This window comes from Neobacillus sp. SRL179, from assembly GCF_984799095.1.
In genome coordinates this window covers 2,955,901-2,982,372 of record NZ_OZ481792.1, presented here as the reverse complement: position 1 = coordinate 2,982,372, position 26,472 = coordinate 2,955,901, and the positions used below count along the sequence as shown (strand labels likewise).

At 36.5% G+C, this 26,472-nt stretch carries 23 protein-coding genes; 15 read left to right on the top strand and 8 right to left on the bottom strand.

Translation table 11 applies throughout. The features are described 5' to 3' along the window. Nucleotides 1–28 precede the first annotated feature (28 nt). Nucleotides 29–1,330 (bottom strand): NarK family nitrate/nitrite MFS transporter, encoded by a 1,302-nt coding sequence (locus AC4E8C_RS14595; RefSeq protein WP_490207389.1) that lies wholly within the window; start codon nucleotides 1,328–1,330, stop codon nucleotides 29–31. Nucleotides 1,331–1,526: 196 nt separating this feature from the next. Then, nucleotides 1,527–3,059: an MFS transporter gene (locus AC4E8C_RS14590; RefSeq protein WP_490207388.1), complete on the bottom strand. Its 1,533-nt coding sequence runs from the start codon at nucleotides 3,057–3,059 to the stop codon at nucleotides 1,527–1,529. A 284-nt stretch (nucleotides 3,060–3,343) separates the two neighbouring features. Between AC4E8C_RS14590 and AC4E8C_RS14585 the strand changes: the two genes are divergently transcribed. Continuing rightward, nucleotides 3,344–4,501: an acyl-CoA dehydrogenase family protein gene (locus AC4E8C_RS14585; protein ID WP_490207387.1), complete on the top strand. Its 1,158-nt coding sequence runs from the start codon at nucleotides 3,344–3,346 to the stop codon at nucleotides 4,499–4,501. Nucleotides 4,502–4,604: 103 nt separating this feature from the next. Further along, nucleotides 4,605–4,751, top strand: a complete 147-nt coding sequence (locus AC4E8C_RS14580) for a hypothetical protein (protein WP_490207386.1) — start codon at nucleotides 4,605–4,607, stop codon at nucleotides 4,749–4,751. Between the two features lie 49 nt (nucleotides 4,752–4,800). Here the strand turns inward: AC4E8C_RS14580 and AC4E8C_RS14575 are convergent, their stop codons facing one another. Further along, nucleotides 4,801–4,980, bottom strand: coding sequence for a small, acid-soluble spore protein, H family (locus AC4E8C_RS14575; RefSeq protein WP_490207385.1), 180 nt, complete (start codon nucleotides 4,978–4,980; stop codon nucleotides 4,801–4,803). Between the two features lie 568 nt (nucleotides 4,981–5,548). Here AC4E8C_RS14575 and ltaS point away from each other — a divergent pair. Next, nucleotides 5,549–7,495, top strand: a complete 1,947-nt coding sequence (gene ltaS, locus AC4E8C_RS14570; protein WP_490212573.1) for a lipoteichoic acid synthase — start codon at nucleotides 5,549–5,551, stop codon at nucleotides 7,493–7,495. Between the two features lie 136 nt (nucleotides 7,496–7,631). Beyond that, nucleotides 7,632–8,144 (top strand): HD domain-containing protein, encoded by a 513-nt coding sequence (locus tag AC4E8C_RS14565; RefSeq protein WP_490207384.1) that lies wholly within the window; start codon nucleotides 7,632–7,634, stop codon nucleotides 8,142–8,144. 37 nt (nucleotides 8,145–8,181) lie between these two features. On the opposite strand, the gene AC4E8C_RS14560 is transcribed toward AC4E8C_RS14565, so the two are convergent. After that, nucleotides 8,182–8,658, bottom strand: coding sequence for a hypothetical protein (locus tag AC4E8C_RS14560; protein WP_490207383.1), 477 nt, complete (start codon nucleotides 8,656–8,658; stop codon nucleotides 8,182–8,184). 287 nt (nucleotides 8,659–8,945) lie between these two features. Between AC4E8C_RS14560 and AC4E8C_RS14555 the strand changes: the two genes are divergently transcribed. From AC4E8C_RS14555 to AC4E8C_RS14510, 10 genes are all read left to right on the top strand, one after another. After that, nucleotides 8,946–12,359 (top strand): hypothetical protein, encoded by a 3,414-nt coding sequence (locus tag AC4E8C_RS14555; RefSeq protein ID WP_490207382.1) that lies wholly within the window; start codon nucleotides 8,946–8,948, stop codon nucleotides 12,357–12,359. A gap of 243 nt (nucleotides 12,360–12,602) precedes the next feature. After that, a complete protein-coding gene (locus AC4E8C_RS14550; RefSeq protein ID WP_490207381.1) occupies nucleotides 12,603–12,731 on the top strand; it encodes a hypothetical protein in 129 nt (42 codons plus the stop codon). A gap of 225 nt (nucleotides 12,732–12,956) precedes the next feature. Further along, a complete protein-coding gene (locus AC4E8C_RS14545; RefSeq protein ID WP_490212572.1) occupies nucleotides 12,957–13,955 on the top strand; it encodes an ABC transporter substrate-binding protein in 999 nt (332 codons plus the stop codon). A 116-nt stretch (nucleotides 13,956–14,071) separates the two neighbouring features. Next, complete coding sequence (locus AC4E8C_RS14540; protein ID WP_490207380.1) at nucleotides 14,072–15,103, top strand: ABC transporter permease; 1,032 nt, start codon at nucleotides 14,072–14,074, stop codon at nucleotides 15,101–15,103. Beyond that, nucleotides 15,078–15,872 (top strand): ABC transporter ATP-binding protein, encoded by a 795-nt coding sequence (locus tag AC4E8C_RS14535; RefSeq protein ID WP_490207379.1) that lies wholly within the window; start codon nucleotides 15,078–15,080, stop codon nucleotides 15,870–15,872. The genes AC4E8C_RS14540 and AC4E8C_RS14535 overlap by 26 nt, the downstream gene beginning before the upstream one ends. 248 nt (nucleotides 15,873–16,120) lie before the next feature. After that, nucleotides 16,121–17,236, top strand: a complete 1,116-nt coding sequence (gene hppD / locus AC4E8C_RS14530) for a 4-hydroxyphenylpyruvate dioxygenase (RefSeq protein ID WP_490207378.1) — start codon at nucleotides 16,121–16,123, stop codon at nucleotides 17,234–17,236. Nucleotides 17,237–17,265: 29 nt separating this feature from the next. After that, a complete protein-coding gene (locus AC4E8C_RS14525; protein WP_490207377.1) occupies nucleotides 17,266–18,186 on the top strand; it encodes a fumarylacetoacetate hydrolase family protein in 921 nt (306 codons plus the stop codon). A gap of 11 nt (nucleotides 18,187–18,197) precedes the next feature. Further along, nucleotides 18,198–19,355: a homogentisate 1,2-dioxygenase gene (locus AC4E8C_RS14520; RefSeq protein ID WP_490207376.1), complete on the top strand. Its 1,158-nt coding sequence runs from the start codon at nucleotides 18,198–18,200 to the stop codon at nucleotides 19,353–19,355. Nucleotides 19,356–19,474: 119 nt separating this feature from the next. Continuing rightward, a complete protein-coding gene (locus tag AC4E8C_RS14515) occupies nucleotides 19,475–20,089 on the top strand; it encodes an NUDIX hydrolase (RefSeq protein WP_490207375.1) in 615 nt (204 codons plus the stop codon). A gap of 205 nt (nucleotides 20,090–20,294) precedes the next feature. Continuing rightward, nucleotides 20,295–21,656 carry an aspartate kinase gene (locus tag AC4E8C_RS14510; protein WP_490207374.1) on the top strand — a complete coding sequence of 454 codons (1,362 nt, stop codon included), beginning with the start codon at nucleotides 20,295–20,297 and terminating at the stop codon, nucleotides 21,654–21,656. Between the two features lie 37 nt (nucleotides 21,657–21,693). On the opposite strand, the gene AC4E8C_RS14505 is transcribed toward AC4E8C_RS14510, so the two are convergent. Then, nucleotides 21,694–22,272 carry a DUF2238 domain-containing protein gene (locus AC4E8C_RS14505; RefSeq protein ID WP_490207373.1) on the bottom strand — a complete coding sequence of 193 codons (579 nt, stop codon included), beginning with the start codon at nucleotides 22,270–22,272 and terminating at the stop codon, nucleotides 21,694–21,696. A 14-nt stretch (nucleotides 22,273–22,286) separates the two neighbouring features. Continuing rightward, the gene (locus tag AC4E8C_RS14500; RefSeq protein WP_490207372.1) at nucleotides 22,287–22,838 is read right to left on the bottom strand and encodes a DUF2238 domain-containing protein; all 552 of its coding nucleotides are present in this window, start codon (nucleotides 22,836–22,838) and stop codon (nucleotides 22,287–22,289) included. 172 nt (nucleotides 22,839–23,010) lie between these two features. On the opposite strand from AC4E8C_RS14500, the gene AC4E8C_RS14495 reads away from it, so the two are divergent. Further along, on the top strand, nucleotides 23,011–23,628 hold the full coding sequence (locus AC4E8C_RS14495) for a GntR family transcriptional regulator (RefSeq protein ID WP_490207371.1): 618 nt from the start codon (nucleotides 23,011–23,013) through the stop codon (nucleotides 23,626–23,628). Nucleotides 23,629–23,683: 55 nt separating this feature from the next. Here AC4E8C_RS14495 and AC4E8C_RS14490 read toward each other — a convergent pair whose 3' ends face one another. Continuing rightward, nucleotides 23,684–25,249, bottom strand: a complete 1,566-nt coding sequence (locus tag AC4E8C_RS14490) for an ABC transporter permease/substrate-binding protein (protein WP_490207370.1) — start codon at nucleotides 25,247–25,249, stop codon at nucleotides 23,684–23,686. Further along, a complete protein-coding gene (locus AC4E8C_RS14485) occupies nucleotides 25,249–26,379 on the bottom strand; it encodes an ABC transporter ATP-binding protein (RefSeq protein ID WP_490207369.1) in 1,131 nt (376 codons plus the stop codon). The genes AC4E8C_RS14490 and AC4E8C_RS14485 overlap by 1 nt, the downstream gene beginning before the upstream one ends. Nucleotides 26,380–26,472 lie beyond the last annotated feature (93 nt).

Below are 26,472 nucleotides of genomic sequence, written 5' to 3'. Positions count from 1 at the left end.
AAGATCTAGGCAGTTTTTTTGTATCTAATTAACTTGCTTGCTTTACTAATACTTCAGATACAACAGCTTTTCTTTGATAGAAGTACCAGTTGAGTACAAAAGAAATGATATAAAAACCAATGAAGAAATAAAAGGCAGTTACATAAGAACCTGTAGATTTAATCGACCAACCGAAAAGTTTTGGGATAAAATATGATCCATATGCTGCAAAGGCAGCTGAAAAGCCGATAACAGGTGCAGCTTCTTTTGGTATAAACAGACTAGGAATCATTTGGAAAGTGGATCCAGAACCTATTCCTGAAGCAAGAAAAAGAATTAAGAAAGACACTAAGAATCCCGTGAATTGTTTACCATTTAAAAAATAGATAACTCCGGCGGCACCAATTCCCATGATGACCAAGACATAAGCAGTAACTTTTGCTCCACCTAGCTTATCAGCCAGCCATCCACCCACTGGTCTTGAAGCAGCAGCCACTAATGCACCAAGGAAGGCTAGTGATATATGTTCTGGAAATTGTGATTTCAGTAACAGCGGGAATGCTGCTGAGTAACCAATAAATGATCCAAAGGTTGCTACATATAAAGCGGTCATAATCCATGTATGCTTCCGTTTTACTATTACAAATTGTTCTGCAACTGATTGCTTAGCACCAGGAACGTTATCCATTTTAAATAAGGCCAGAACGGTCATGATGACGATCGGAATGACCCAAATAAATGCCGCATTTTGCAAATAAACTGCTTGACCGTTTGCTAAAACTTGTTTGTCACCAACTAAAGCGAAGGTTCCTGTGGTAATGATTAAAGGTGTGACAAATTGGACTACAGAAACACCCATGTTTCCTAGACCACCGTTAATACCAAGTGCTGTCCCTTTTTCCTTTTTAGGAAAGAAAAAGCTAATATTGGCTGAAGAAGATGAAAAATTTCCACCTCCAAGGCCACATAGAGCAGCTAATAACAGCATAATGGAAAATGGGGTATCTGGATTTTGAACTGCAAACCCTATACCGATGGCAGGAATTGCTAAGATGGCAGTGGAGATGACAGTCCAATTTTTACCCCCAATCGCACCGACGGCAAAAGTATAAATAAAGCGTAGTGTAGCTCCGACAAGACCTGGAATAGCTGCTAATGTAAATAATTGTTCATCAGTAAAATGAAAGCCAATATCGTTAAGTCTGACTGCAACTACTGACCAAATTTGCCAAACAATAAATGCAAGCATAAGCGATGGTACAGAAATCCATAAATTTCTACGTGCGTGTTTCTTTCCTTCAGCATTCCAGAATTTCTCGTCTTCTGGATTCCAATAGTTAATATGGGCCATGTCTAGTTCCCCCTAAATTAATTTCAAGATTTTATGTTGTTGGTTTGTTTATATTGTTACTATAAATCACTTGATAATATAAAATTTGTGAGGTACGTCACAAAAATCGTGAAGGAACTGTGAACTCAATTGTATCGACATAAAATTGTAAAATTTACACTGATAAGAGGATATTTTACCCGAAAAGAAAAGACCTTCAATTATGAAGATCTTTTGCCTGGATTGCACTTTTATTTGGTTTTTGCTTTTCTTCGTAAAACATTCCTACATAGTTTTTTATTTCAGAAGAGTCGTCCTTAATCGCAGTTATCGTTAACCATTCTTTATAAATTTCATTGTTTTTCCGTTTATTCCATATGTAACCTTCCCAGAAACCATTTGTTATTAAACTATTCCACATCTCTTTATAAAATCCATTGTCATGTTCACCTGATTGGAGGACACTCGGTGTTTTTCCGATTACTTCAGCTTGACTATATCCTGTTATTTTTGTAAAGGCAGGGTTAACACTCAGGATAATCCCATTAACATCCGTTACACAAATACCATCTAAAGCATTGTTTACGATTTTTGCTGAAATATCAAGTTTATCTTGATAGTAAAGCCAAACAACAATGACAAGACTTGCAAGTGAGAATTCGGATAAGGCCATAAAACCAATTGCATAATGTCCTGTCCAATTAAATAGTATGGTTAATATGAGCGGTGGAAAAAAGCCGCCAAGACCACCCATTGCTGCTACTATTCCATTAACAATACCTGCTTGCTTTGAAAAATATAATGGGACTAACTTAAAAATGGCACCGTTCCCGATTCCTGCAAAGGAGGCTACTAACAGACAACCGAAAGAATAAATTGGAAGTGAGGGTGTAAAGGACAATAGAAATCCTGCAAAAGTTAAACTTAAAAAAACAGCCATTAATATCAGAAATGGATTTATTTTATCCCCAACCCAACCACCTAATGGTCTAAAAAGAGTAGCCAAAGCAATAAAACCAGCGGTGCGCAAGCCTGCGTCTACCTTATCCAATTCAAAATGATTCACTAGAAATGAAGGTAGATAAATAGTAAAAGCCACAAAAGAACCAAATGTAATAAAATAAAACAAGCTTAAGAACCAAAGTTTTGGATTTTTATACACATCTTTAATTTGATCTACTAACGGGTTGTTTACTTTTCGTTCCTTCTTGTCTCCAAAGAAGAAATTTAATGCAGCAAAAAGGAGCACCATTACTAGAAAAAGTTTAACTGTGTTTCTCCATCCAAATGCATTTGCTAGTACAGGAGATGCAAAGGAGGTAATCGCTGTTCCAATATTTCCTGCTCCATATATACCATTAATAAATCCATGTTTTCCCTTTTCATAATATTTTGGTAAGGACGTGACACCAATTGAAAAAACAGCTCCCCCAATACCAAGTAAAAGGCCACTCAGAATTAACATAAATAAGGTATTTGCATAACTTAGGACAGCAATCGGTAAAAGCAGAATAATAAAACTAATGAAGAATAAAATTCTTGCTCCATATCGATTAGTCCAATATCCAAGTGGAACTCTAAGAAGTGATCCAAGGATGACAGGTACAGCAGTTGACCAAGCAATTTCTGTCGATGTTAATGGTATATCTGCCTTGATAAAAGGCATAAGCGAAGAAATGAGTACCCAAACCATAAATCCTGCTATGAGACTTCCTGTTTGAATAGTAAGTTGTTTTGGCCCTTGCTTCATTTTCATCCCCCTTAAATCCCTTATCACGTATTATTTCCATGAAGATTAGGTATCAATCGAATCCCAAAAAAGACTATTGTATGTAAAATTTCCTCAATATTATAGAACACTTTCATTAATAGAACAGTGAGTTATGACACATTATCACTATATTCAATTAAGTTTATTTACATATTTTATTTCTAGTAGTATATTTTTCCTTATAGAATCTGCCTATATCATAAACAATTATAAAAAAATATATAATCTGGAAATCTTGATTAGGTGATAGGAGTGAAATATAATTGAATTTTCATGAGATTGCTACTATCGACGAACGGTTGGAGTTTATGAAGAAACTTTCAAAACAGTTTTTATTAAGAGCGCATCAAGTGGATATCGAGGGAAGTTTTCCATACCAAAATATTCAAGATTTAAAAAATACAGGTTACACTTCATTAACCATACCTAAAAAATACGGGGGCCAGCAAATTTCTCTTTATGAATTCGTTCGCCTTCAAGAAAGAATGGCAGAGGGGGATGGTGCAACTGCTCTTTCAATTGGGTGGCATATGGGGATTATCAAGAATCTTCATGAGAAGAACTCATGGAACGAGTCTATTTACGGAATGTTATGTGAGCAAGTTAAAAAAGGCTCATTAATTAATAGTGCACAAACTGAACCTAAAACGGGGAGCCCTACACGTGGAGGGAAGCCGGAAACAAGTGCAAAGAAAAATGGTCAATTCTGGCTAATTAATGGAAGGAAAACATTTACTACAATGGCACCAGTCCTTGATTATTTTATTATAAATGCCACAATAGACGGTCAAAATGAAACAGCCAACTTTTTAATACCCAGGGAAATCGAGGGAGTAAAAATAGCAGAAACTTGGGATAGCATTGCTTTACGAGGAACAGGGAGTCACGATCTAATCCTTGAAAATGTTATGGTGCCTAATGAGTATCTAGTGGAAAGGGCTCAATCAACCCGCAACAAGGCAAACGGTTGGCTGCTGCACATACCGGCGTGCTACCTTGGTATCGCAAAAGCAGCGCAAAGACTGGCCATACAATTTGCAAAGGAATATTCCCCCAATAGTATTGAAGGAACCATTATTGATTTACCAAATGTAAGACAAAAACTTGGGGAGATCGAATTGAAATTAATGCAAGCAGAATACTTTTTGTATGGGGTAGCGAAACAATGGGATAGCGGGGCTGAGGCTGATCAAGAAAAAATGGTTTCTGCGCTTGGTGCCGTTAAGTTAACCGTTACTAATACAGCTATTTCAGTAGTTGACTTAGCAATGAGAATTGTAGGTGCTAGAAGTCTTTCTATTCAAAACCCATTACAACGTTATTATCGAGATGTGAGAGCAGGACTCCATAATCCTCCAATGGATGATATGACAATAGAATTGTTGGCAAAGCAAAGTATTTTGAATCATAGCACGTATTAAAGAAATTAGGCAACCTCTTTAATCTTTACAGTACAAAGTAAGAAAATTTACTTGGTGCAAAGGCCTTATTTTGGGTACCTTAAGGTAAAGGAGTGAGGAAATTATGCCAAGAGGGAAAGAATTAAAACAGCTTCCAATGGCAAATATCGCGCCAGGAGCCGGTAAAGATGCTGGAACTAATAATCGGGAAGTTCTCGGGAGCATAGTTCAACAAGATCAACCACAACCTGCCAATATTCGAAAGCAATAGTGACTCGATGAAAATGCCACCTTATGAGAAATAAGGTGGCATTTTATGATTAGTCTTCACTTAGTTCGTGAATTTCAACAATAGTTCGTTCTTCCAGTGGCCCCCGTAAATGGACAGTTGCGGTCCTTTCATCATCATTTAATTGATCAATCCAAACAGAAGTGCCATTGTATTTAACTTCAATATCTGCTGAGGATGATAATATTTGCTTTATACGCTTGGGATTCATTGAAATAGCTCCTTCAAAATAATTTTTTAATTATTATTATTACTCAAAAGTGTATTGTAACCGTTTTCATCTATTTAATATTAACGGTCTTGATACAAACTAATCTACTCATTAATGTTTCCCCATGATTTTCTATAATATTCCGTCTCTAATCCGAAAAAGATAAGTCTATATGCATATTGCATCCTTATGGGTTGAAGTTTATGATATGTTAAATGACGATGCCCTTTGTGTGAGGCCCCAAATTAAAGGCAGTTTCCTCATTAAAAGGGATTTAATATTGTTCGGTGAAACTAAATGTTACGCTAACACGTCTTATATTACTGAAGATAAAAAACAGTCATGTCCCATAAGTTTAAAACATAATATAAAAGGGTATTTGAGCATGGACAGAATAGAACGGGTGAAATATGGCGAATCCTTATGAAATATGACAAAAATTATTCTTTTGTATTATACATAAAATGGCATATTTTATGTTTTAATTTTTAAAGAAAATGTGATATAGTAGTTGAGGTTCGTTTACCGAAGTAATGGTAAGTGAGAGGAGAAGTTAGAAATGAATAGAATGAAATTTTCTAAAAAATTAACCAGCAGTCATATTACGTTTTTTGTAATAGCTGTGGTATTATTCTGGATTAAAACTTATGCAGCCTATCAAATTGAATTTAATCTTGGTATTGATAATAATCTACAGAAATTCTTGCTTTTAATTAACCCGCTTAGTTCAGCACTTTTCTTTTTTGGATTAGCGTTGCTCTTTAAGAAACGTACAAAGCTTGTAATGATTATTATCAATTTTTTGTTATCATTCCTATTGTACGCCAATATCGCATATTACCGCTTTTTTAATGACTTTATTACGGTACCTGTGTTGATGCAAACAAAAACAAATGCTGGACAGCTCGGAGATAGTGCACTTTCATTAATGTCTCCATTGGATATTTTTTACTTTTTGGATATGTTTATTTTAATTGCACTAGCACGTACTGTTTACAAAAAAGTTACGATTACCAATCGGAAAGCATACAAGATTGTTCTTCTATTTTCAATTACATCTTTTCTTTTCAATCTTGGATTAGCGGAAAAAGATCGTCCCCAATTACTGACACGTTCTTTTGACCGGAATTATTTAGTTAAATATCTTGGTGCATATAACTTTACTATATATGACGTCATTCAAAATATTAAGTCATCCAGTCAGCGTGCATTGGCAGACTCCAGTGATATCACTGACGTAGAAAACTATAGGAAGGCCAACTATGCAGCACCTAATTCAGATTTCTTTGGGAAAGCAAAAGGAATGAATGTTATCTATATTTCAATGGAATCATTCCAAAGCTTTATGATTGATTATAAAATGCCAGACGGTCAAGAAGTAACACCATTTTTAAATTCTTTAGCCCATGACGGTCAAACATTTTACTTTGATAACTTTTTTCATCAAACAGGTCAAGGGAAAACCTCTGATGCTGAATTCTTGATGGAGAACTCATTATATCCAATGGCTCAAGGAGCGGTATTTGTCAACAAAGCACAAAACACTTATCAAGCCATGCCAGCAATATTAAAAGGGCAGGGTTATAGTTCAGCTGTATTACATGGAAACTATAAAACGTTTTGGAATAGAAATGTGATTTACAAAGCGTTTGGTTACGATCAGTTTTTTGATGCTGAATACTATAATATGACAGATGAGAATACGAAAAACTATGGTATGAAGGATAAACCATTCTTCAAAGAATCCATTCCATTACTTGAAGGCTTAAAACAGCCTTTCTATACTAAATTTATTTCATTGTCTAATCATTTTCCATTTGAAATGGATCCGGAAGATACTGATTTTCCTGCTGGTGATTTTGGTGATACTGTGGTTAATCAATACTTCCAATCAGCACATTATATGGACCAGGCTTTTGAACAATTCTTTAATGACTTAAAAGCAAACGGAATGTATGATAACACTGTAATCGTTATGTACGGAGATCACTACGGCATTTCTGAGAACCATAATGATGCGATGGCTAAAGTTATGGGTGTCGATGAAATTACACCTGCCATCAATGCAAAATTACAACGTGTTCCACTATATATTCATGTACCTGGTGTTAAAGGCGGCGTACAACATCAAATTGGCGGAGAAGTAGACGTTCGCCCAACTGTTCTTCACTTATTAGGTGTTGATACGAAGGACTATATGGAATTTGGTTCGGATTTACTTTCTAAGGATCACCGCAACTGGGCTTTATTTAGAAATGGTGATTTTGTTTCATCTGATGCTATTCAAATTAATGAAAAATGTTACTCCTATGAAACAGCAGAATTGCTAGAAGATAATACCGTTTGTAAGAATGTTGATGAGAAAGTAAAAACGGAATTACAAATGTCTGATGAAATTGTTTATAAAGACTTATTACGGTTCTATAAACCTGAGGGCTATACCCCAATAAATCCAAATGATTATGAGTATTTGGGACCCAAAGACAAAGGAACAAAACTAACTGAAAATAATTAACTGAGAGAGAAGATTTTTCTTCTCTCTTTTTTTAGTTGCGGACTGCTTTTCAAAAAATTATTAGATTAGCCATTCGGGACAGGTTAGCATATAATAAGTGAATATATTAATGTGAATAAGATTGGAGAGGGATCGCATGAGAGACGTTACATTATTAAATATATTTGAACATCGTATTGCCCAAAAGTATTTGAACCGTTCTGGACTTGCCCATGCGATTGCGGTTGCGTACCATGCTTTTCATTTAGCTAAAGAACATCAATTGGATGTAGATATTGCTGCAAAAGCAGGGCTGCTTCATGATATGGGTCATTACACATGGTATAAGAATGGTAAATGGGATTATGACTTATATAAAAAAAACGATATCCATGCAATTAAAGGAGCCGAGCGGGCTCACAAACTTTTAATTAGACTAGGGGAAAACCCAATAAAAGCTAAAACAATTGCCCTTGCTATTTTGTTTCATACAGACTCCTTTTTGCCAACGAATGATATTGTTAGAACCCCCTTACAACAAATTGTAAAATGGGCCGATGAAAAAGATGAAGAAGAGGGTGGGATGCACCACTATCGGCGAATTGAGTTTGAACGGGCTAAACGAAGCATTATTCGATTAGATGAGATGATAGAGAATGTAGAAGTTTAAAAAAAGGCTGTCTCAATTTTTGAGACAGCCTTTTCCTTTATTTTCGATGGAAGCCTTCTTCTCTCAAAAAAGCTTCTGCCTCTCCATATGTGTTAAAACTTTCATCTAGATTTAATCCGAAATATATATTCCATGCCTCATTTTCATTCACCAAAATCAGTAAATTTCCTTCGGAATCCTCCCAGCGCTCTTCATCTGAGTCACCGATAATCGCTTCCTCAAAAGGCACTTTCTCTATAGGAGATAATGCTTGAATGGACTCCTGTAACAATTTTCTTAATTGTTCCGCAGAAAAATCCCGGATATTAACCAGTCCTTTTTCGTCCGTTTGATAATTAGATAAGTGACCTGCATAGACAAATCCATTTCCATTAGGATGTAAATGATACACGATATTTTTCTTTTCTGAGATACTATCAGGATATTGAAAATTTATCCTCCCGAGTGAAACATTTTTTCTTTCTAATTCAGGAAACGATTCAATAATTCCTAATTTTTCATTAAAAGTAAGCATAATATTCCTCCGTTGTTTATGTACACATAATAGTTTAGCACGTGAAGAATGATGACTCTTCACCTCATTCATTGTAACTTACATTCCTCGGTGTTGGAAAAAGTAGTTGTTGAGTATTCTTAATCATACAGAACTTTTACAGAAAGGTAAAATTGATTATATATTTGTTCAAAGCAAACTATTGAAAAAACTAATTTTTAGTGTAAAATTACACTAAAGAAGAAATTTTTAAAGACATGACATTGATAAATAAGCTAATACCGAGAAGTGTTTAAATATGGAGGGAAATGATGGAACCGCAAATTAGAGAAGAAAGAAGAAGAATTTTTAGGCAGGAGCTATTCAATTTAAGAGAAAAAGGGTACCTATCCGATGAGATCGTTCAGACTGTTGGGAGGGCACATCATCAATATCAACTGGATTTATTAGAAGAAGAAACACAGCAGACTCAAGTTCTTATTAATAAAATAGAATCAAAACCCACTTCTGTTCCGCCAAAACCAATTAAAGTAAAGAAAATTCGCACACCTGAAGAGATTCGTGAACGCAATATTTCTTGGTTATTAAATATTGGGGTGATTTTTTTATTAATTGGCGGTTTATTCGTTGCCACAAGTAATTGGGAATCGATGACAAGTTTTATGAAAAGCAGCTCCATTGGGATTGTGTCACTGCTATTTTATGGGATAGCCCTGCTAACGAGAAAAGTTCTGCATATTGATAAAACTGCATTTGCTTTTACAGTACTCGGAAGTTTGTTTTTACCCATTTTCATTCTCTCATTAGGCTGGTTTGGTTTATTAGGATCATATTTATCCATATATGGAGATGGCCGCTATCTGCTTGGGATGCTGGGAAGCTTTCTTCCGATTGTCGTTTATATTCTTTTTGCCAGGAAATTGAGTTCTAGACTTTTCGTTTGGTTTACATATGTGTCTTTATCTGCCGGTGTTGCCTTTTTATTGGCAGGAATTAAGTTAAACATTGATTTCTTTTATTTGGGTATGGTGGTTTTTAATGCAAGCTTAATTTTGGTGTATCAACGGGTAAAAAGAAATGACACGTATCAATTGTTTACAAAAGAATTTGTTTCATATATTCAAGTTAATCTGATTTTATCTACACTCTTTATGCTGTTTATTTATGATAATGAGCTTTTGTACGGTGTCAACCTCCTATTGACGGCTGTTGTTTATTTAGCGATGATATATGTCAGCGGTAGAAAAGAGTATCATTTTATCTTTACCTTAATGCTGGTTTATGGTGCCTACCAGCTGATCGAGCATAGCTTCCTCGACTACTTTTCAGAGATTGCATACGCATTACTGGCCTTTGGTTTTGTATTTGTCCCAAAGGCATTGAATAATCGTTTTTCCTTAAATAAAGTATTTCATTATACAAGTGCCGTGATATCAGGGTTTGCGTTCATCTATATAAGTCTAGAGGGTATGTTGTTGCGTGCCGGAGATCCATCTGTGGTGTTAATGATGGCTTATTTTATCATAGCAGGCAATTTTCTTTACTTATCCTATTATAGTCCAAGGTGGTTATTTCCTTATTTAAGCTCACTGTTTGTCGCCTCAGGAGTTTATGAAGCCCTTGCTTTACTAACAAAACCATTTGATGTCTTTAATTTGTCACTTTCTGTTTCAATAACAGGTTTTGTCTTATTAACTGTTTTTGGATTTGCACATCTAGTAATGGTTCTTAAGATCATTCAAATGCCTTCTAGGGATTTAGGTTTAGCAATGATCGGGATTTCTATCTTATCTGCGATGGTGTTTACTCAGTGGTGGGAATTAGGGGTCATGTTGTTACTGCTAGTCGTGGCGACTTACTTAATATACAAGCATGATAAAAGGAATGTATTAAAAGATGCAGCATTATGGATTTTACCTCCTGCACTTGGTCTTTCAATCGTAGCATTTGGTGAAGAACTAAATATTAATTCCCTTTTATATTATAGAGAGTTTGGCGATACGATTAATTTTGCCTCTGGGGCAGTACTTGTATTAGGTTCTAGTTTTGTCTGGAGAAAGGTCAAAGAAAAAGAATTAACCAGAATTTCACTGTACGCCTCACAAGCCCTTTATACCCTTGCCATTGTTTATGCATGGCTAAGCCCGACCAATCAAATATGGGTACAGCCACTGGTATTAGCATTCGGTATTGGAATGTATTATTATTTTTATAAAAAAATCAATTCAAATTGGGTTCCGTTTTTCATCAGTGGCACGACGCTTCTTACCTATTTTTCAATTATGCATTCCGTCTCGTTAGAAGTAACCTTCAACCATTTAGTTAATTCATTCATTATTTCTATGTCTGCAGTGTTTTTGTTAATGATTGGCTTTATCTGCAGAAAAAAGAATAAGACAATTGCAAATGCGTATGCATGGATAGGGCACATTTTTTATCCAATCACGCTCTTATTTACTTTGTTCGTCTACTATAGTGATGCTATTTATAGCTTTATCCCTGCACTGATTGTGTATGCACTAAGCGCTAGAACAGTAGAGAAGGAATGGAAAATTAAAGTATTTCTCTATGGGTCTTTTACTTCACTCTTTTTTCTGGTATTAACAGGCATAGATACAAGCAACTATGATAGCGGATACTATGAATTTCCCATCACTAGTGCATGTATTCTTATTTTCGCACTAATAGCCAAAAGTGAATTTAAAAGACGGACAGCATATTATTTAATGCCATTTTCAATTTTTGGATTGGGCTGCGTGCTGTTAACCTATCCGTATGGTCTGCTTCCATACCTTGTCGCTGGTATCTATTCAATTGGGATTCTGTTTTATTTGCATAAAATCAACTGGGATGTATTTGGTATCATTCCATTATTTTTAGGATTTATCGCAACTATTGAATATTTATATATAAGTGAAATGGAAGAGATTTATAAACTACTTCTTATTGCTGGACTAGGTATGCTCTTGGCATATGTTGGTAAAAGTGTTTACAAGCTCCTGTATACAAGGAGTAAAAAATTTCAAAAAACGAAAATTGATGGGTATACAATCGTTTCTTTTCTGTATTTTGGGTTCATGTACTTTATTGAGAGTGAGTTGTTATGGACACATGCGCTGCCAGGTATACTGATAGCAGTATCCATATGTATGCAAGTAAAGAGGGTACCGGGTAAACTCTCCATCTTTCTGCCAATAGTGGGGGGAGCTTATTTATTACAACCATACTACGCTGTTATCAATGAATTAACTATCAATCCTTTATGGGAACAGGAAGTACGAGTCTTGCCATTTATTCTTTTGATCGTGTTTATTCGAAAAAGTTTAAAAGGCCGGTTTGAAGATATGACAAAAGCTATTCAGTGGGGAACTTTGGTAGTGGTGTCATTAATCTTAATTCAGGATGGTTTAGCAAGCCATACTATTTATGATGCAATTATTCTTGGGTCACTCTCCTTATTATCTATGTTATCGGGCATGTTCTTGCAAATTAAATCTTATTTTTTCGTGGGTGCAGGAGTTTTACTATTAAATGTATTTCTGCAAACGAGACCATATTGGGGAAATATGCCATGGTGGGTTTATTTATTGATCGCGGGGTTAATTCTAATCGCTGTTGCAAGCTTTAATGAATGGAATAAACAAAAAACTCAAAAGGGTGAAAAAACGTTTATTTTTAACTTAAAGGAAAAAGTAATGGAAAAAATGAAAAAATGGGATTGAAGAGATAAATATATTATTATTATTATATAAATAGGTAAAAATCCAGCCAGTTTGAGGTTGGATTTTTTGTTATGCTGAAGATTAAGAGTTTTAAATTTGTTTTGAAACTAACATGTTTTAACCCATTTATAAAAAATTAATTATCACTTTTTTAGTAGATTGAAAAGTGACCCCCAAGATTTGAGAAGTTTGGTCGAATTATTTTGTAACAAATAAATTATTAACTATTTATGGAGGTTAGAGATGGGAAACGTACTAATTGATATTGACAAATTACTAGAAGCCACTACTGATCTAACATCTGAGAAAAACAATTATAAAGTGAAAAAAGTAGAAATTGACAAATTACTAGAGAATACGCGTAATTGGTAAAACATATTGAGGAACTTACTTATAATTTCAAAACATGATTGAATGCCCTTCTATTAGAAATAGAGGGCATTTTTTTCGTTTATTTGAGGATGTGTCACTTTAAAGCAAAAAAATATTTTTAGATTATCTATTGCTTTTAAGCAAAAAAGATACTAGAATAATTTTTAATTATACAAATTATTTGAAAATTTTTATTAAAAGGAAATTAAGGGGGATATTATGAGTATGAAGAGGAAGGTACAAGCTCTATCAATTGCATTAGCAGGGATGTTGCTTCTCGCAGGTTGTGGCAGTAAAGAATCTGCAGGAGGTTCGGAAAAGGGTGAAGCAAATAAGGAATTTAAGGTAGGTATTACCCAGTTTGCGCCGCATCCATCCTTAGATGCAGCTACTGAAGGCTTTAAAAAGGCATTAAAGGACAAAGGGATTAAGGTTTCATATGATGAACAAAATGCACAAGCAGATATGAATAACACGCAAACCATTGCCAAAAATTTTGTCGGTGATAAAGTAGATTTGATTTTTGCTAATGCCACTCCAAGTGCGACTGCTGCATTGAATGCTACAAAGGAAATTCCCATTGTCTTTACATCGGTAACCGATCCAATTGGAGCAGGGTTTGTGGAGGCATTTGATAAACCAGGGAAAAATATCACTGGAACAACCGATAATCATCCTGATGCAACTAAAAAAACAATTAGCTTTATCACGGATGAAGTGAAAGCGAAAAATATTGGCGTCATCTATAATTCTGGTGAACAAAATTCTGTTGTACAAGTTAAAGATGTTAAAAAAATCGCAGAAGAGAAGGGTGCAAAGCTAGTTGAGGTATCAGTATCCACTACAGCGGAAGTTAAACAAGCTGCAGAATCATTGGTGGGTCGTGTTGATGCCATTTACATTCCAACTGACAATACGGTGGTTACAGCTCTTGATTCTGTAATTTCTGTTGCCAACAGCAAAAAAATTCCTCTTTTCGTTGGAGAATTGGATTCAATGAAAAAAGGTGCGGTTGCAGCAAGCGGCTTCAGTTATTATGACTTAGGTTACCAATCTGGTTTAATGGCAGCCGATATTTTAAGCGGAAAGAAGAAAACCTCTGAAATACCGGTTGAACTTCCCAATAGTTTAAAGCTTGTCATTAATAAAAAGGCGGCAGAAGCTCAGGGATTAAAGGTAAATGAGGACTGGAAAAACCTCGGCGAGTTTTATGATGGAAAATAAGTAGTATTCATTTCGAGGAGTAAATCCTGATCAAGGGTTAACTCCTTGAATCTTTACATAAGTTTAATAATGGACTATGGAAATAGTTTAAAAGACATAAAGGAAGGATGATCTTCATGTTTACAGCCATATTTGGGTCATTTGAAGCAGGTATCATCTATGCGATTATGGCACTGGGCGTTTATCTCTCCTTTCGTATTCTGGATTTCCCAGATTTAACCGTGGACGGGTCGTTTGTCACAGGAGCCGCTATTTCGGCGGTTATGATTGCGAACGGAGTAAACCCCTTCTTAGCAACGATTGTAGCGTTATTTGCTGGTTTCGCGGCAGGATGTATGACAGGTCTTCTCCATACATTTGGAAAAATAAATAACTTACTCTCTGGAATTTTAATGATGATTGCGCTCTATTCTATTAACCTGCGAATAATGGGACGATCAAACATTCCCTTATTAAATACAGATACGGCCTTTACAAAAATCAGTGGGATCTTTGAAAAGAGTGGTATCGATTCTTTTTTCAATAACATTCTTTCGATGATTGGGCTAGGCGACAGTCTGCCGGAAACATGGGGAATTCTGATCTTTATGATTTTCGTTACATTCGTGATTAAATTCCTTACCGATTTGTTTCTACAAACCGAAATTGGTCTAGCGGTTAGAGCCACAGGTGACAATAAAAGAATGATTCGCAGCTTATCGGCTAATACCAACCTTCTTGTCGTTCTTGGACTTGGTTTATCAAACGCTTTGGTCGCATTCTCAGGTGCCCTCATTGCTCAACAGGGAGGATTTGCTGATGTGGGGATGGGAATTGGTATGATTGTAATCGGCTTAGCCTCTGTCATAATTGGTGAAGCTCTGTTTGGCACTAAGACAATTGCAAGAACAACACTTGCGGTTATTGGCGGATCAATCATTTATAGGATTGTTGTCACGCTAGCACTTCGAGTAAAATTCTTAGATCCAGGTGACATGAAGTTAATTACAGCTATTATTGTTATTACAGCACTCACAGCACCAAAGATTATAGAGGGAACTAGGGAAAGTAAACGGAAAGCACGCAGAAGAGCCGAGAGAATAAACATGTTACAGGCATCTGCCCAAGGGAAGGGGGATAATCATGCTGCACTTAAATCAGATTCATAAGATATTTAATGAAGGAACACCTGATGAAAAAATTGCTATTGATCATGTTAACCTATCCCTAAAACCTGGAGATTTTGTAACAGTTATTGGCAGTAATGGGGCGGGAAAATCTACATTAATGAATATTATTTCAGGGGTATTAATACCAGATGTAGGAGAAGTTAACATTGGGGGAAAAGAAGTAACAAATATGTCTGAGTTTAACCGTTCAAAAATGATTGGACGTGTTTTTCAAGATCCAATGGCAGGTACAGCCCCAAGTATGACGATAGAGGAAAATCTCGCGATGGCCTATTCAAGGAATAAGACGAGAACGCTGCGAAGGGGTGTAACAAAAAAAAGACGTGAATATTTCCGTGCGGTATTAGAAACATTGCATTTAGGCTTGGAAAATCGGCTTAGTGCAAAGGTCGGATTATTATCGGGCGGGGAGAGACAGGCGCTCTCATTATTAATGGCTACTTTTACAGAGCCATCAATCCTTCTTCTCGATGAACATACAGCAGCCCTGGATCCATCGAGGGCCGAGTTAATTACGGATTTAACGAAGGAAATAGTCCGCAAATATAACTTAACAACCTTAATGGTTACCCATAATATGCAACAAGCTATTGACCTCGGGAATCGCTTAATTATGATGGACAAGGGTCAAGTCATTTTAGAAGTGAATGAGCAAGATAAGCAAAAGCTGACCATTGAAGGATTATTGAGTGAATTTAAAAGAATTCGTGGTGTTCAAATGGCGAATGACAGGGCTATTCTGTCATAATCGAAAAAATTTTTTTACAATTTTAGACATGAATTAGTTAGGTTATAAAGATATAGATTTTTTAAATCTTAGAAACATACCATATCCTAGGTGTGTTTCTATTTTTTTATGGGGAAATATGCGTTTGGAAGCTTGATTCTTTACTACCTAAATGCGGTATTACATTACTCTCTGTTCTTGAGAGAAGCTCAACCCTTCAATTAAAATGGATTCAGAATATTATTACTTTTCTAACTGGAGGTTTTAAAATGGCAGAAAAAAAGGCTAGAGAGGATCAAAACATAGAAGATTTTTTCCCCGTCAGAGATATAGACTATATTGAGATTTATACGGGGAATGCCAGACAAGCCTGTCACTTTTTTTGCACCGCTTTTGGCTTTCAGCCTGTAGCTTATTCTGGTCTAGAAACAGGAAATCGTGAAACCGTTTCCTATTGTGTAAAGCAACGGAATTTACGAATTGTTCTTACGGGTGCATATACTGAGGATAGCAGCGTTACCCAGTTTGTCAAAAGACATGGTGATGGTGTCAAGGATGTAGCATTATTGGTGAATGATGTGGAAAAAGCATATGAGGAAGCAGTAAACAGGGGCGCAATTGCTTATGTTGCACCGTTTGAAATGAAGGATCACTTGGGGGTGGTAAAAAAAGCCGTTCTCGGTACATATGGAGATACAATCCATACGTTAATAGAGCGAAGAAATTATCAAGGGGTGTTTTTACCAGGATATGAACCATACACCGCTGGATTACCGATCATTGATGCTGGCTTAATTGGCATTGACCATGTTGTCGGCAATGTAGTGAGCATGGAGGAATGGGTTGAATATTATTCAAAAGTAATGGGCTTTAAAGAGATGAAACATTTCTCAGATAAGGATATTACAACTGAATACTCTGCCCTTATGTCCAAGGTCATGCATAATGGCGGCCGGATTAAATTTCCAATCAATGAACCAGCGGTTGGAAAGAGGAAATCACAAATTCAAGAATTTCTGGAATTCTATAATGGTCCGGGTGTACAACATTTGGCTATTTTAACAGAAGACATTGTTTCTACTGTAACTACATTGAAACAAAACGGGGTGGAATTCCTAAAGACACCCGTAACATATTATGACTCATTAGCAGAGAGAATCGGTAAGATTGATGAAGAAATGGAAAAGCTACGTGAACTAAATATTTTAGTAGACCGTGACGACGAGGGCTATTTACTGCAAATTTTCACAAAACCGATTGTAGATCGGCCAACATTATTTGTAGAAATCATTCAACGTAAAGGAGCACGGGGGTTTGGCGAGGGTAACTTTAAGGCTCTTTTTGAATCGATTGAACGGGAACAGGAAAGACGCGGCAATCTTTAAATAGAGTTCATTAATAAAGGGTGGGGCATATGAGATTTATAACCTTTGAAAAAAAGGATGGGGCAGTCAGTGCTGGCTTCTTGTTAGATGAAGAACGTGTCTTAGATATGTACGAAGTCTCAGAAGGGAAGCTGCCTAATAATCTATTAGACTTCCTTGATAAAAGTGAGGACAATCTGAAACTAGCGACTAGTCTTTTACACCTTCCATCATATCAAAAAGGAGTTTATCAATTAAGTGAAATTCGATTAAAAGCGCCACTCCCAGTCCCTAGAAGCTTTCGTGATTTTTATGCGTTTGAGCAGCATGTAAAAACAGCAAGAGAAAACCGTGGGCTAGAGATGATACCTGAATGGTATAAAATGCCAGTTTTTTATTTTTCCAATCATCTTTCTATAAAAGGGCCTAATGATGAAATAACCAGGCCGCACGCATGTAAGAGGTTAGATTATGAGCTTGAAATTGCCTGTATTATTGGAAAAGAGGGTAAAGATATCGCCAAGGATGCGGCCGACGACTATATATTTGGTTATTGCATTTTAAACGATTGGAGTGCAAGAGATTTCCAAGTGGAGGAGATGAAAGTTGGGCTGGGACCGGCAAAGGGAAAGGACTTTTCAACAACAATTGGTCCCTGGATTGTCACGAGGGATGAATTAGAACCTTTAAAACAGGATAAGGGCTTTAATCTTCAAATGAAAGCCCGTGTGAATGAGATTCTTCTTTCTGAAGGGAATATGAGGGATATACATTTTTCTTTCGGGGAAATGGTTGAGCGTGCTTCACGAGGTGTCACTCTTTACCCGGGTGAAATAATTGGGTCTGGGACGGTCGGAACAGGCTGTATCCTTGAACTGGGCCAAGAGGTACATCGATTTCTTGAACCTGGTGATAAGGTAGAATTGGAAATTGATTGTCTAGGTGTACTCCAAAATAAGATTATTGATTAAGGAGGGATGCAATGTACTACCGTCAATTGGGGAGGGTTCCACATAAACGCCATACGATATTTAAAAAAGATGATGGAAGTCTTTACCGGGAGCAGGTGGTGGGTACACGTGGTTTTTCAGGAACGCAATCCATCTTGTATCATCATTATATGCCGACAGAAGTGGTTAGCTCAGGGAAGGCTTACCATTACATTCCGGATTATGAAGAGCAGCAATCACTCAAGCACCGCCATTTTTTCACCAGCATGGTGGATTTGAGGGGAGATGCGCTTAAGGCAAGGAATTATCTAGTAGGAAACCAGGACTTATTAATTGGAACAGCTTGCGTGACGGAGCCAATGCCTTATTATTATCGAAATAGCGATGGGGATGAGATGCTTTTTATTCATAACGGATGTGGTAAGCTTGAGACTATGTTCGGAATGTTGTCCTACCAACCTGGTGATTACCTGATCATCCCCATTGGGACTATTTTTCGAGTGATTCCGGATAAAAACGAACCGACGAACATGTTGTTTGTTGAATCATTTAGTCAAATCACTACCCCAAAAAGGTATCGGAATGAATATGGTCAGCTGTTGGAGCATAGTCCTTTTTGCGAGCGAGATCTTCGAGGTCCAGAAGAACTGATAACATTTATTGAAAAAGGGGAGTTTGAGGTATTAACGAAGTCTAGAGGTTTCATCTCTTCACATACACTTGGCCATCACCCGCTTGATGTGGTTGGCTGGGATGGATATTTATATCCTTGGGCATTTAATATTGAGGATTTTGAACCGATTACTGGAAGGGTACATCAACCACCACCAGTTCATCAAACCTTTGAAGGTAATAATTTTGTAGTATGCTCCTTTGTACCACGACTGTACGATTATCATCCCCAATCAATACCAGCACCGTATTATCATAGCAATGTAAATAGTGATGAACTCCTTTATTATGTTAAAGGGAATTTTATGAGTCGTAAAGGGATCAAGGAGGGATCCATCACCCTCCATCCTGGTGGAATTCCGCATGGGCCACATCCGGGGAAAACGGAAGCAAGCATTGGGAAAAAAGAAACTCTTGAAACTGCGGTTATGATTGACACTTTTCACCCTTTGAAAATTGTAAAGTCGGCCCAAAATTTTGAGGATTTACATTATATGTATTCTTGGCAGGAGAATTAAGGAAAAATATCCTACGAACAATCCAATTTGATTAAAATTGGATTGTTTTTTTTATAAGAACTATAAAAAGTGGTATGGTAGTAATAAGCAAATATTAACGAATAGAGTGAGGTGAAATCATGGAAAAAGAAAAAGTTTTAAGAAGATTAAAAAACCATATTCCAAAAATACTTGGGAGTGAAGGCTTTTCAAAATATGCCATCCTTCTTCCGCTCATACAAAAGGATGATGGTGTCCACGTATTATTTGAAGTCCGTTCGTTTGAATTAAGGAGGCAGCCAGGGGAAATTTGCTTTCCAGGAGGCAAGATTGACTCAGAGGATTTAGATGAAAAGGGTGCGGCGGTTCGCGAGACGATTGAAGAATTAGGGATATCTAAAGAACATATTACAGAAGTATATCCTTTAGATTATATGATTTCACCATTTGGCATGATTCTTTATCCTTTTGTGGGCCATATTAATCGTCATGAAATGATTGACCCTAATCCGGCAGAAGTTGGGGAGATTTTTACGGTACCATTATCTTTTTTTCTCGAAAATGAGCCAGAAATCTACCGTGTGAAGTTTAAAGCCGAACCCGAGGTGAACTTTCCAATTAATTTACTACCTGGTGGTGAAAATTACAATTGGCAGACCAGAGAATTAGAAGAGTATTTTTACAGGTTTGAGGGGAAGGTAATTTGGGGACTAACGGCAAGGATTCTTTCACATTTTATTGAGATTATTCGCTGAAGGTTATTGGAAAAGGTTATATGCTTTGATTTTTTATATTTAAAACCAGTGGATTTATCATAAAACTCACTGGTTTTTTTAGTAAATTAATTTTTTGTCCTCTTAATAAAGACAAATGTACATATATGGCGGAAAAAACACTTGAATATTTTTGGAATTATAATAAAATTAGGATTATATTTTTTATAGATTAGGGGATGTATCCATGAAGGTTGTAAAGTTTGGCGGATCCTCATTAGCAACCGGAAAACAGCTTGAGAAGGTTTTCCAAATTGTTGTATCCGATCCGGATCGTAAGGTTGTCGTAGTATCAGCGCCAGGTAAGAGGTATGCCGAAGATACAAAGGTAACAGACTTGTTAATTGAATGTGCAGAACTCTGTTTACAGGATAAAAATCCTCAGGAAAAGCTAGAGGCTGTTATGGAAAGATATTCAGAGATAGTCGGGGAATTAACTATTTCAGAGGGAGTTTTGGAAGAAATTTATCATGATTTAATTAAAAGATTTGCTAGTGACAAAAGTAAACCTGACCGGTTTATTGATTTAATAAAGGCAAGCGGTGAGGATAATAACGCAAAATTAGTTGCAGCATATTTCCGTGAACAAGGAATCGAGGCAAATTATGTCAATCCTAAAGAGGCAGGTCTTTTAGTTAGTGATGAGCCCGGCAATGCTCAAGCGTTACCGGAGGCGTATGATCGGTTATTTTCACTGCGTGAATACCCAGGTATCTTAATTTTCCCTGGATTCTTTGGCTATAGTGTGAAGGGCGAGGTTTATACTTTTTCCCGCAGTGGATCCGATATTACAGGCTCCATTCTTGCTAATGCGCTAAAGGCTGACCTGTATGAGAATTTTACTGATGTGGATGCAGTTTACTCCGTTAATCCGAACATAGTGAAAAGTCCAAAGGAAATAAAGGAGTTAACCTATCGGGAAATGCGAGAGTTATCTTATGCGGGATTCACGGTATTACACGATGAAGCCCTTGTTCCTGCCTTTAAAGCAGGAATTCCTGTCCATATCAAGAACACAAACAACCCTGCTGCAAGAGGGACAAGAATTGTGAATGAACGGGACAACACGAACGGACCTGTAATTGGGATTGCCAGTGATCAAGGGTTCTGTAGTATTTATGTGAGTAAATACCTAATGAATAGGGAAATTGGTTTTGGTCGAAAACTACTAGGAATATTAGAGGATTTTGGCTTTTCCTATGAACATACTCCATCAGGGATTGACGATGTGTCCGTAATCTTAAGAGAAAACCAGTTTGATGAAGAGATAACAGCAAAAGTGGTAGAGCGGATTAAGAATGAATTGCATGCAGATGAAGTAAAAATTGAACACAGCCTTGCACTAATAATGGTTGTGGGGGAAGGCATGCGGCATAATGTAGGGACAATGGCTAGAGCCTCAAAAGCCTTGGCCAGGGCTTGTGTTAATATTGAAATGATTAATCAAGGCTCGTCAGAGGTTAGTATGATGTTTGGAGTAAAAGAGATTGACGAAAAAAGAGCGGTTCAGGCACTCTATGAAGAGTTTTTTGCGGCCGTTCTCGTATAAAAGGAGACTTAAGGTACACCTAGTTGGGTGTACCCTTTTATTGACTTCTAGTTAATTTTTTCTTGGTACGAATTCCAGTCCAGATTGCAATGACCAGTCCCCCCAAAGTATCAGCAATTAAATCGGTCATCGTGTCTTTGTTTCCTCCACCTTGCAAAGTCATATTAATAAATTGATCACAGCTAAATTCATATACCTCCCAGAGAACGCCTCCAAAAGCTGCAAATGAAAGAGTAAACAAGAAAACAAACCATGCTGATATGGAATCTCCTGCTTGTCTGTGGATTAATCTTTCATATAAAGCAATCCCGGAAAATGCAAGGATGGCTCCACTGACAAAATGCATAAAAGTATCCCACCAACCAAGGCCATACCATCCTAAAATCGAGCCAAAATATTGTGAACCAATTAAGAAAATTAAATAAGAAATAACGATGGGCAAATTAAATTGCAGTTTAGTAAATAAGGCTAATAGAAGGGGAATAGCTCCACAAGCTATTCCACCTACTGCTACAATGGATTTAAAGGATTCCCCATTTTGATGGTAGTAAAAGGCTAAAAGGGCCATGAAAATGATATACATTGCACTAAATATGATAACTAGTTTCCGGTTCATAAGTAACACCTCAACTAAACCTTCTTTTTTCTTAACAGGGAATATATAGCAATTAGGAGACCACCTGCAAGACCACACAGTAAATCATACATAGTATCCTTATTTCCTCCCCGTTGCATTGTGTGTGTTAATGTTAAATCACCTACAAATTCATAAATTTCCCATAAAACACTAGCGAAGACAGCCAGTGAGAGAACGAAAAGAAAAACTATCCATGCTGAAACATCGATTCGTACTTTCTTTGGTATCATATATTTATAAAGGCTTATTCCGATAAACCCAATATAAATCCCTTTATAAAAATGAAGGGTAGAGTCCCACCATTTATGATGTAGATAATAACTTGCGATAGAGCCTAAAAATAACGAACAAAATAAAAAAAGATAATACCCTAAAATAATCGGTATATTAAAGGGAATACGTTTCATTCGTAATAAGCCAAGTGGAAGGGCACTAGCAAAAATACCTCCAAGTGCTACCTGCCATCTCGATGAATCGCCTTTAATAATATAAAAAATAAATAATCCAATCATAAAAAGGATAAATAAAATGCTTAATAAAATCATTATTTTCCGTTTCAGTCTTCATCACCTCAAGTACAAATGCTTTCCTATAATTATGTCCAAATGTGGATAATTCTAAAGATGATTGCCAAAGCTCTCGCAAATAGATTGTAAAAACGGTATAGTGAAAGAGATTAGACATCCATTTTATTTGAACCTTGATGGAGGTTTTCGCATGCAGAAAGCACAAATCCCTACCTATGAGCGGATTGCAATCGATCTCGCAAATAGAATATATGACGGAAAGTTTAAAGTTGGAGAAAAGATTCATGGCAGGTCTACTTTGGCAAGTGAATATAAAGTTTCTCCTGAAACTGTTCGCAGAGCCATTAAGATATTAGAAGACGTAGAGATTGTTCATTCCACTAAAGGGAGTGGTATTGTCATCTCGTCTCGGGAAAATGCCTATAAGTATATCCACCGTTTTTCCAATCTAGCGAGTATTAAAGATCTAGAGAAACAAATGAATGCACTCATCTCGGAAAGAGACAAGCTTGATGAAGAACTTTTTACTACACTCAGAAAAATCATGGATTACTCGGGGAAACTTCGTCATACGAATCCACTGGCACCGATTGAAATAGAAATATTTTCTGGTTGTATACATATTGGAAAAACAATATCAGAAGTGAAGTTTTGGCAAAATACGGGGGGAACCGTGATTGGTATGAAGCGGAACGGTGAATTAATTATTTCTCCAGGACCATATGCAGTAATACAAGATGGGGATGTCCTACTTGTTATTGGGGACGATAAAACCTATGACAGGGTAATTCATTTTTTAAACGATTAGTAAAAGAAGCCGGTCAGTTTAAACTGACCGGCTTCCTATTAGTATTATTTTACAATTAATCCAATAATCCTTCTTGTTTCAAAAACTCCTTGGCAACCTTTGCAGGTGATTGTTTAAGGCTGTCAACTTTATAGTTCAATTCACGCATTTTATCATCCGAGAGCTTACCTGCTAAGGAATTAAGTACATTTTTTAATTCGGGATGTTCCTTTAATGTTTCCTCTTTTATTATTGGAACTGCATAATAGGGTGGGAAGAAGTTTTGATCATCTTTTAATACCTTTAGTCCAAACTCCTCAATTAATCCATCAGTTAAAAAGGCATCAATAACATCACTCTTGTGATTGTCTAACGCAGTATAGCGGAGGCCGCCATCGATGGATTTTACAGCTTTAAATTTCATATTATAGGTTTTTTCTAATCCTTCTATTCCATCTTTCCGGTTTGAGAATTCAATCGTTGGACCCATGATTAAATTGCCACTAACCTTAGCTAAATCGGAAATCGTCTCCAATCCATATTCTTGTGCTGTATCAGGTCGAACCGCCAAAGTATAGGTGTTGTTAAATCCTAGTGGTTTTAATAATTCAATGCCATATTTCTGCTTGAACTCTTTTTGAACGTAAGTATAGACTTTATCAGTATCGTTTTCTGGAGATTGTTTTAAAATATTTACTAATCCAGTTCCTGTATACTCTACGTATGCATCAATATCGCCGCTTTTAACGGCATTAAAAGCAACTTGGGTACCACCTAAATTTAGTTTTCTTTCTACTTGGATATCAGTCTTATTTTCGATTAAATCTGCAAGCATATTCCCAAGTATGATAGATTCACTAAAATTCTTTGAACCAATAACAATTTTATCTTCTGCATTTGCTGTTGAATAAACCTTAAAGCAGCCTGCAGCAATGATGACGATTGTGGTGACGGCGACAATCCATCTCTTAGCTGTTTTTCCTTTCTTTGCTCCTCTTTTAGCTCCTGTTTGCTTACTCGTATATGAAAGATTTGATTCAAGTTTTCCTACAACAAAGTCGATGAAGAGGGCTAATATACAAGCTGGGATAGCTCCTGCTAAAATCATATAATTATCAACGGTCTGTACACCTGAGAAGACAAGGTAACCGAGACCGCCGGCACCAACAAAAGCAGCAATTGTCATTAAACCAACAGCAGTTACCGCTGAAATTCTGATCCCTGCCATAATCATCGGGAAGGCCAGTGGTAACTGAACCTTTTTCATTGTTTGACTTTTGGTCAGACCGATGCCTTTGGCTGCTTCCAGAATATCACCATCAATATTTGTCAAACCCGTATAAGTGTTCTTGACAATTGGTAAAAGGGAATAAAGAACAACCATAACAATTGCGGGTGATGAGCCAATACCGATAAACGGAATAAGGAAACCTAGTAACGCTAAACTAGGAATTGCTTGTATGACGTTTGTGGTTCCAATGATTGGTTTTGAAAGTTTTGGTTCATTCGAAATCAATATTCCTAGCGGTATCCCAATAATAATAGCAATAAGTACAGACACGATGCTTAAATAAATATGCTCGCCTAATAAGCTTAAAACTTGTTGGTAATTAACTGATAAATAATTCCAAAATTCTCCCATTAAAATGCCACCTCTAAGTCAATTAATTGGCTGCTTAGTGCAGATAAAATACTACTTCTTGTGATTAAACCAGTTAATTGTTTTGCACTGTTTACAACAGGAAGATAACCAATTTTATGTTCATTCATGATTGCTAGCACGGAGATTAAATTAGCATCCTGTGAAACGGACCGGACATTTTGCTCCATAACCATTTCAATTGGGGTATTTCGATTGAGTAACTGGATGCTTTTTAATGTGACAAGTCCGATGAGGACATTTTGTTTTCCTGTAACCATTAGACTATCAACCTTATTGTCCTTCATGATTTCAATAGCCTGCAGGACATTACGCATAGCTGTTATCTTTACAGGATTTGGAATCATAATATCTTTAGCTAATAGTAATTCAGGATTGTTCCATACTCTTCTTTTACCAATAAAGCCTTCAACAAAGTCATTGGCAGGATTTTTAAGAATATTTTCGGGGGTGTCATATTGAAGAATGTCTCCGCCTTTTAAAATACAAATCTTGTCTGCTATTTTAATAGCTTCGTCCATGTCATGAGTGACAAAGATAATCGTTTTATTTAATTCTTTTTGCATTTGAAATAATTCATCTTGCAGGGAACTTCTTGTAACAGGATCTAATGCACTGAAAGGTTCATCCATTAAAATGATATCTGAGTTAGTAGAAAAGGCTCTGGCCACACCTATTCGTTGCTGTTGTCCACCGCTCAACTCTCTTGGATAACGGTGTAAAAATTCTTTAGAGTCTAAACCAACTAAAGTCAACAAATCTTCGGTCTTTTTCTCAATGGAAGCGGGGTTTTCACCTTTGAGTTTGGGGATCAATTCTAAATTCTCTTTAATAGTCATATGTGGAAAAAGGCCTGTATTTTGTATGACATAACCAATATTTCTCCGTAATTCTATGGGATTCATGGTGGAGATATCTGTCCCATTCACAAAAATTTTACCCGACGATGGTTGAACTAACCTGTTTATCATTTTGAGCAAGGTGGTTTTTCCGCATCCACTTGGTCCGATAAAAACAACTAATTGACCATCATCAATTTTTAATGAAAATGGATTAATAATAGTTTTTGTTCGATATTTTTTAACAATGTTCTTAAATTCTATCAAAGTCATTCCTCCTCAACTAAGTTAATACCCGTTTTAGTAACAACTTAATCATAACATATAAGTTGTTAGTTTGTCGAACCCCCTTTAAATAAGTAGTTA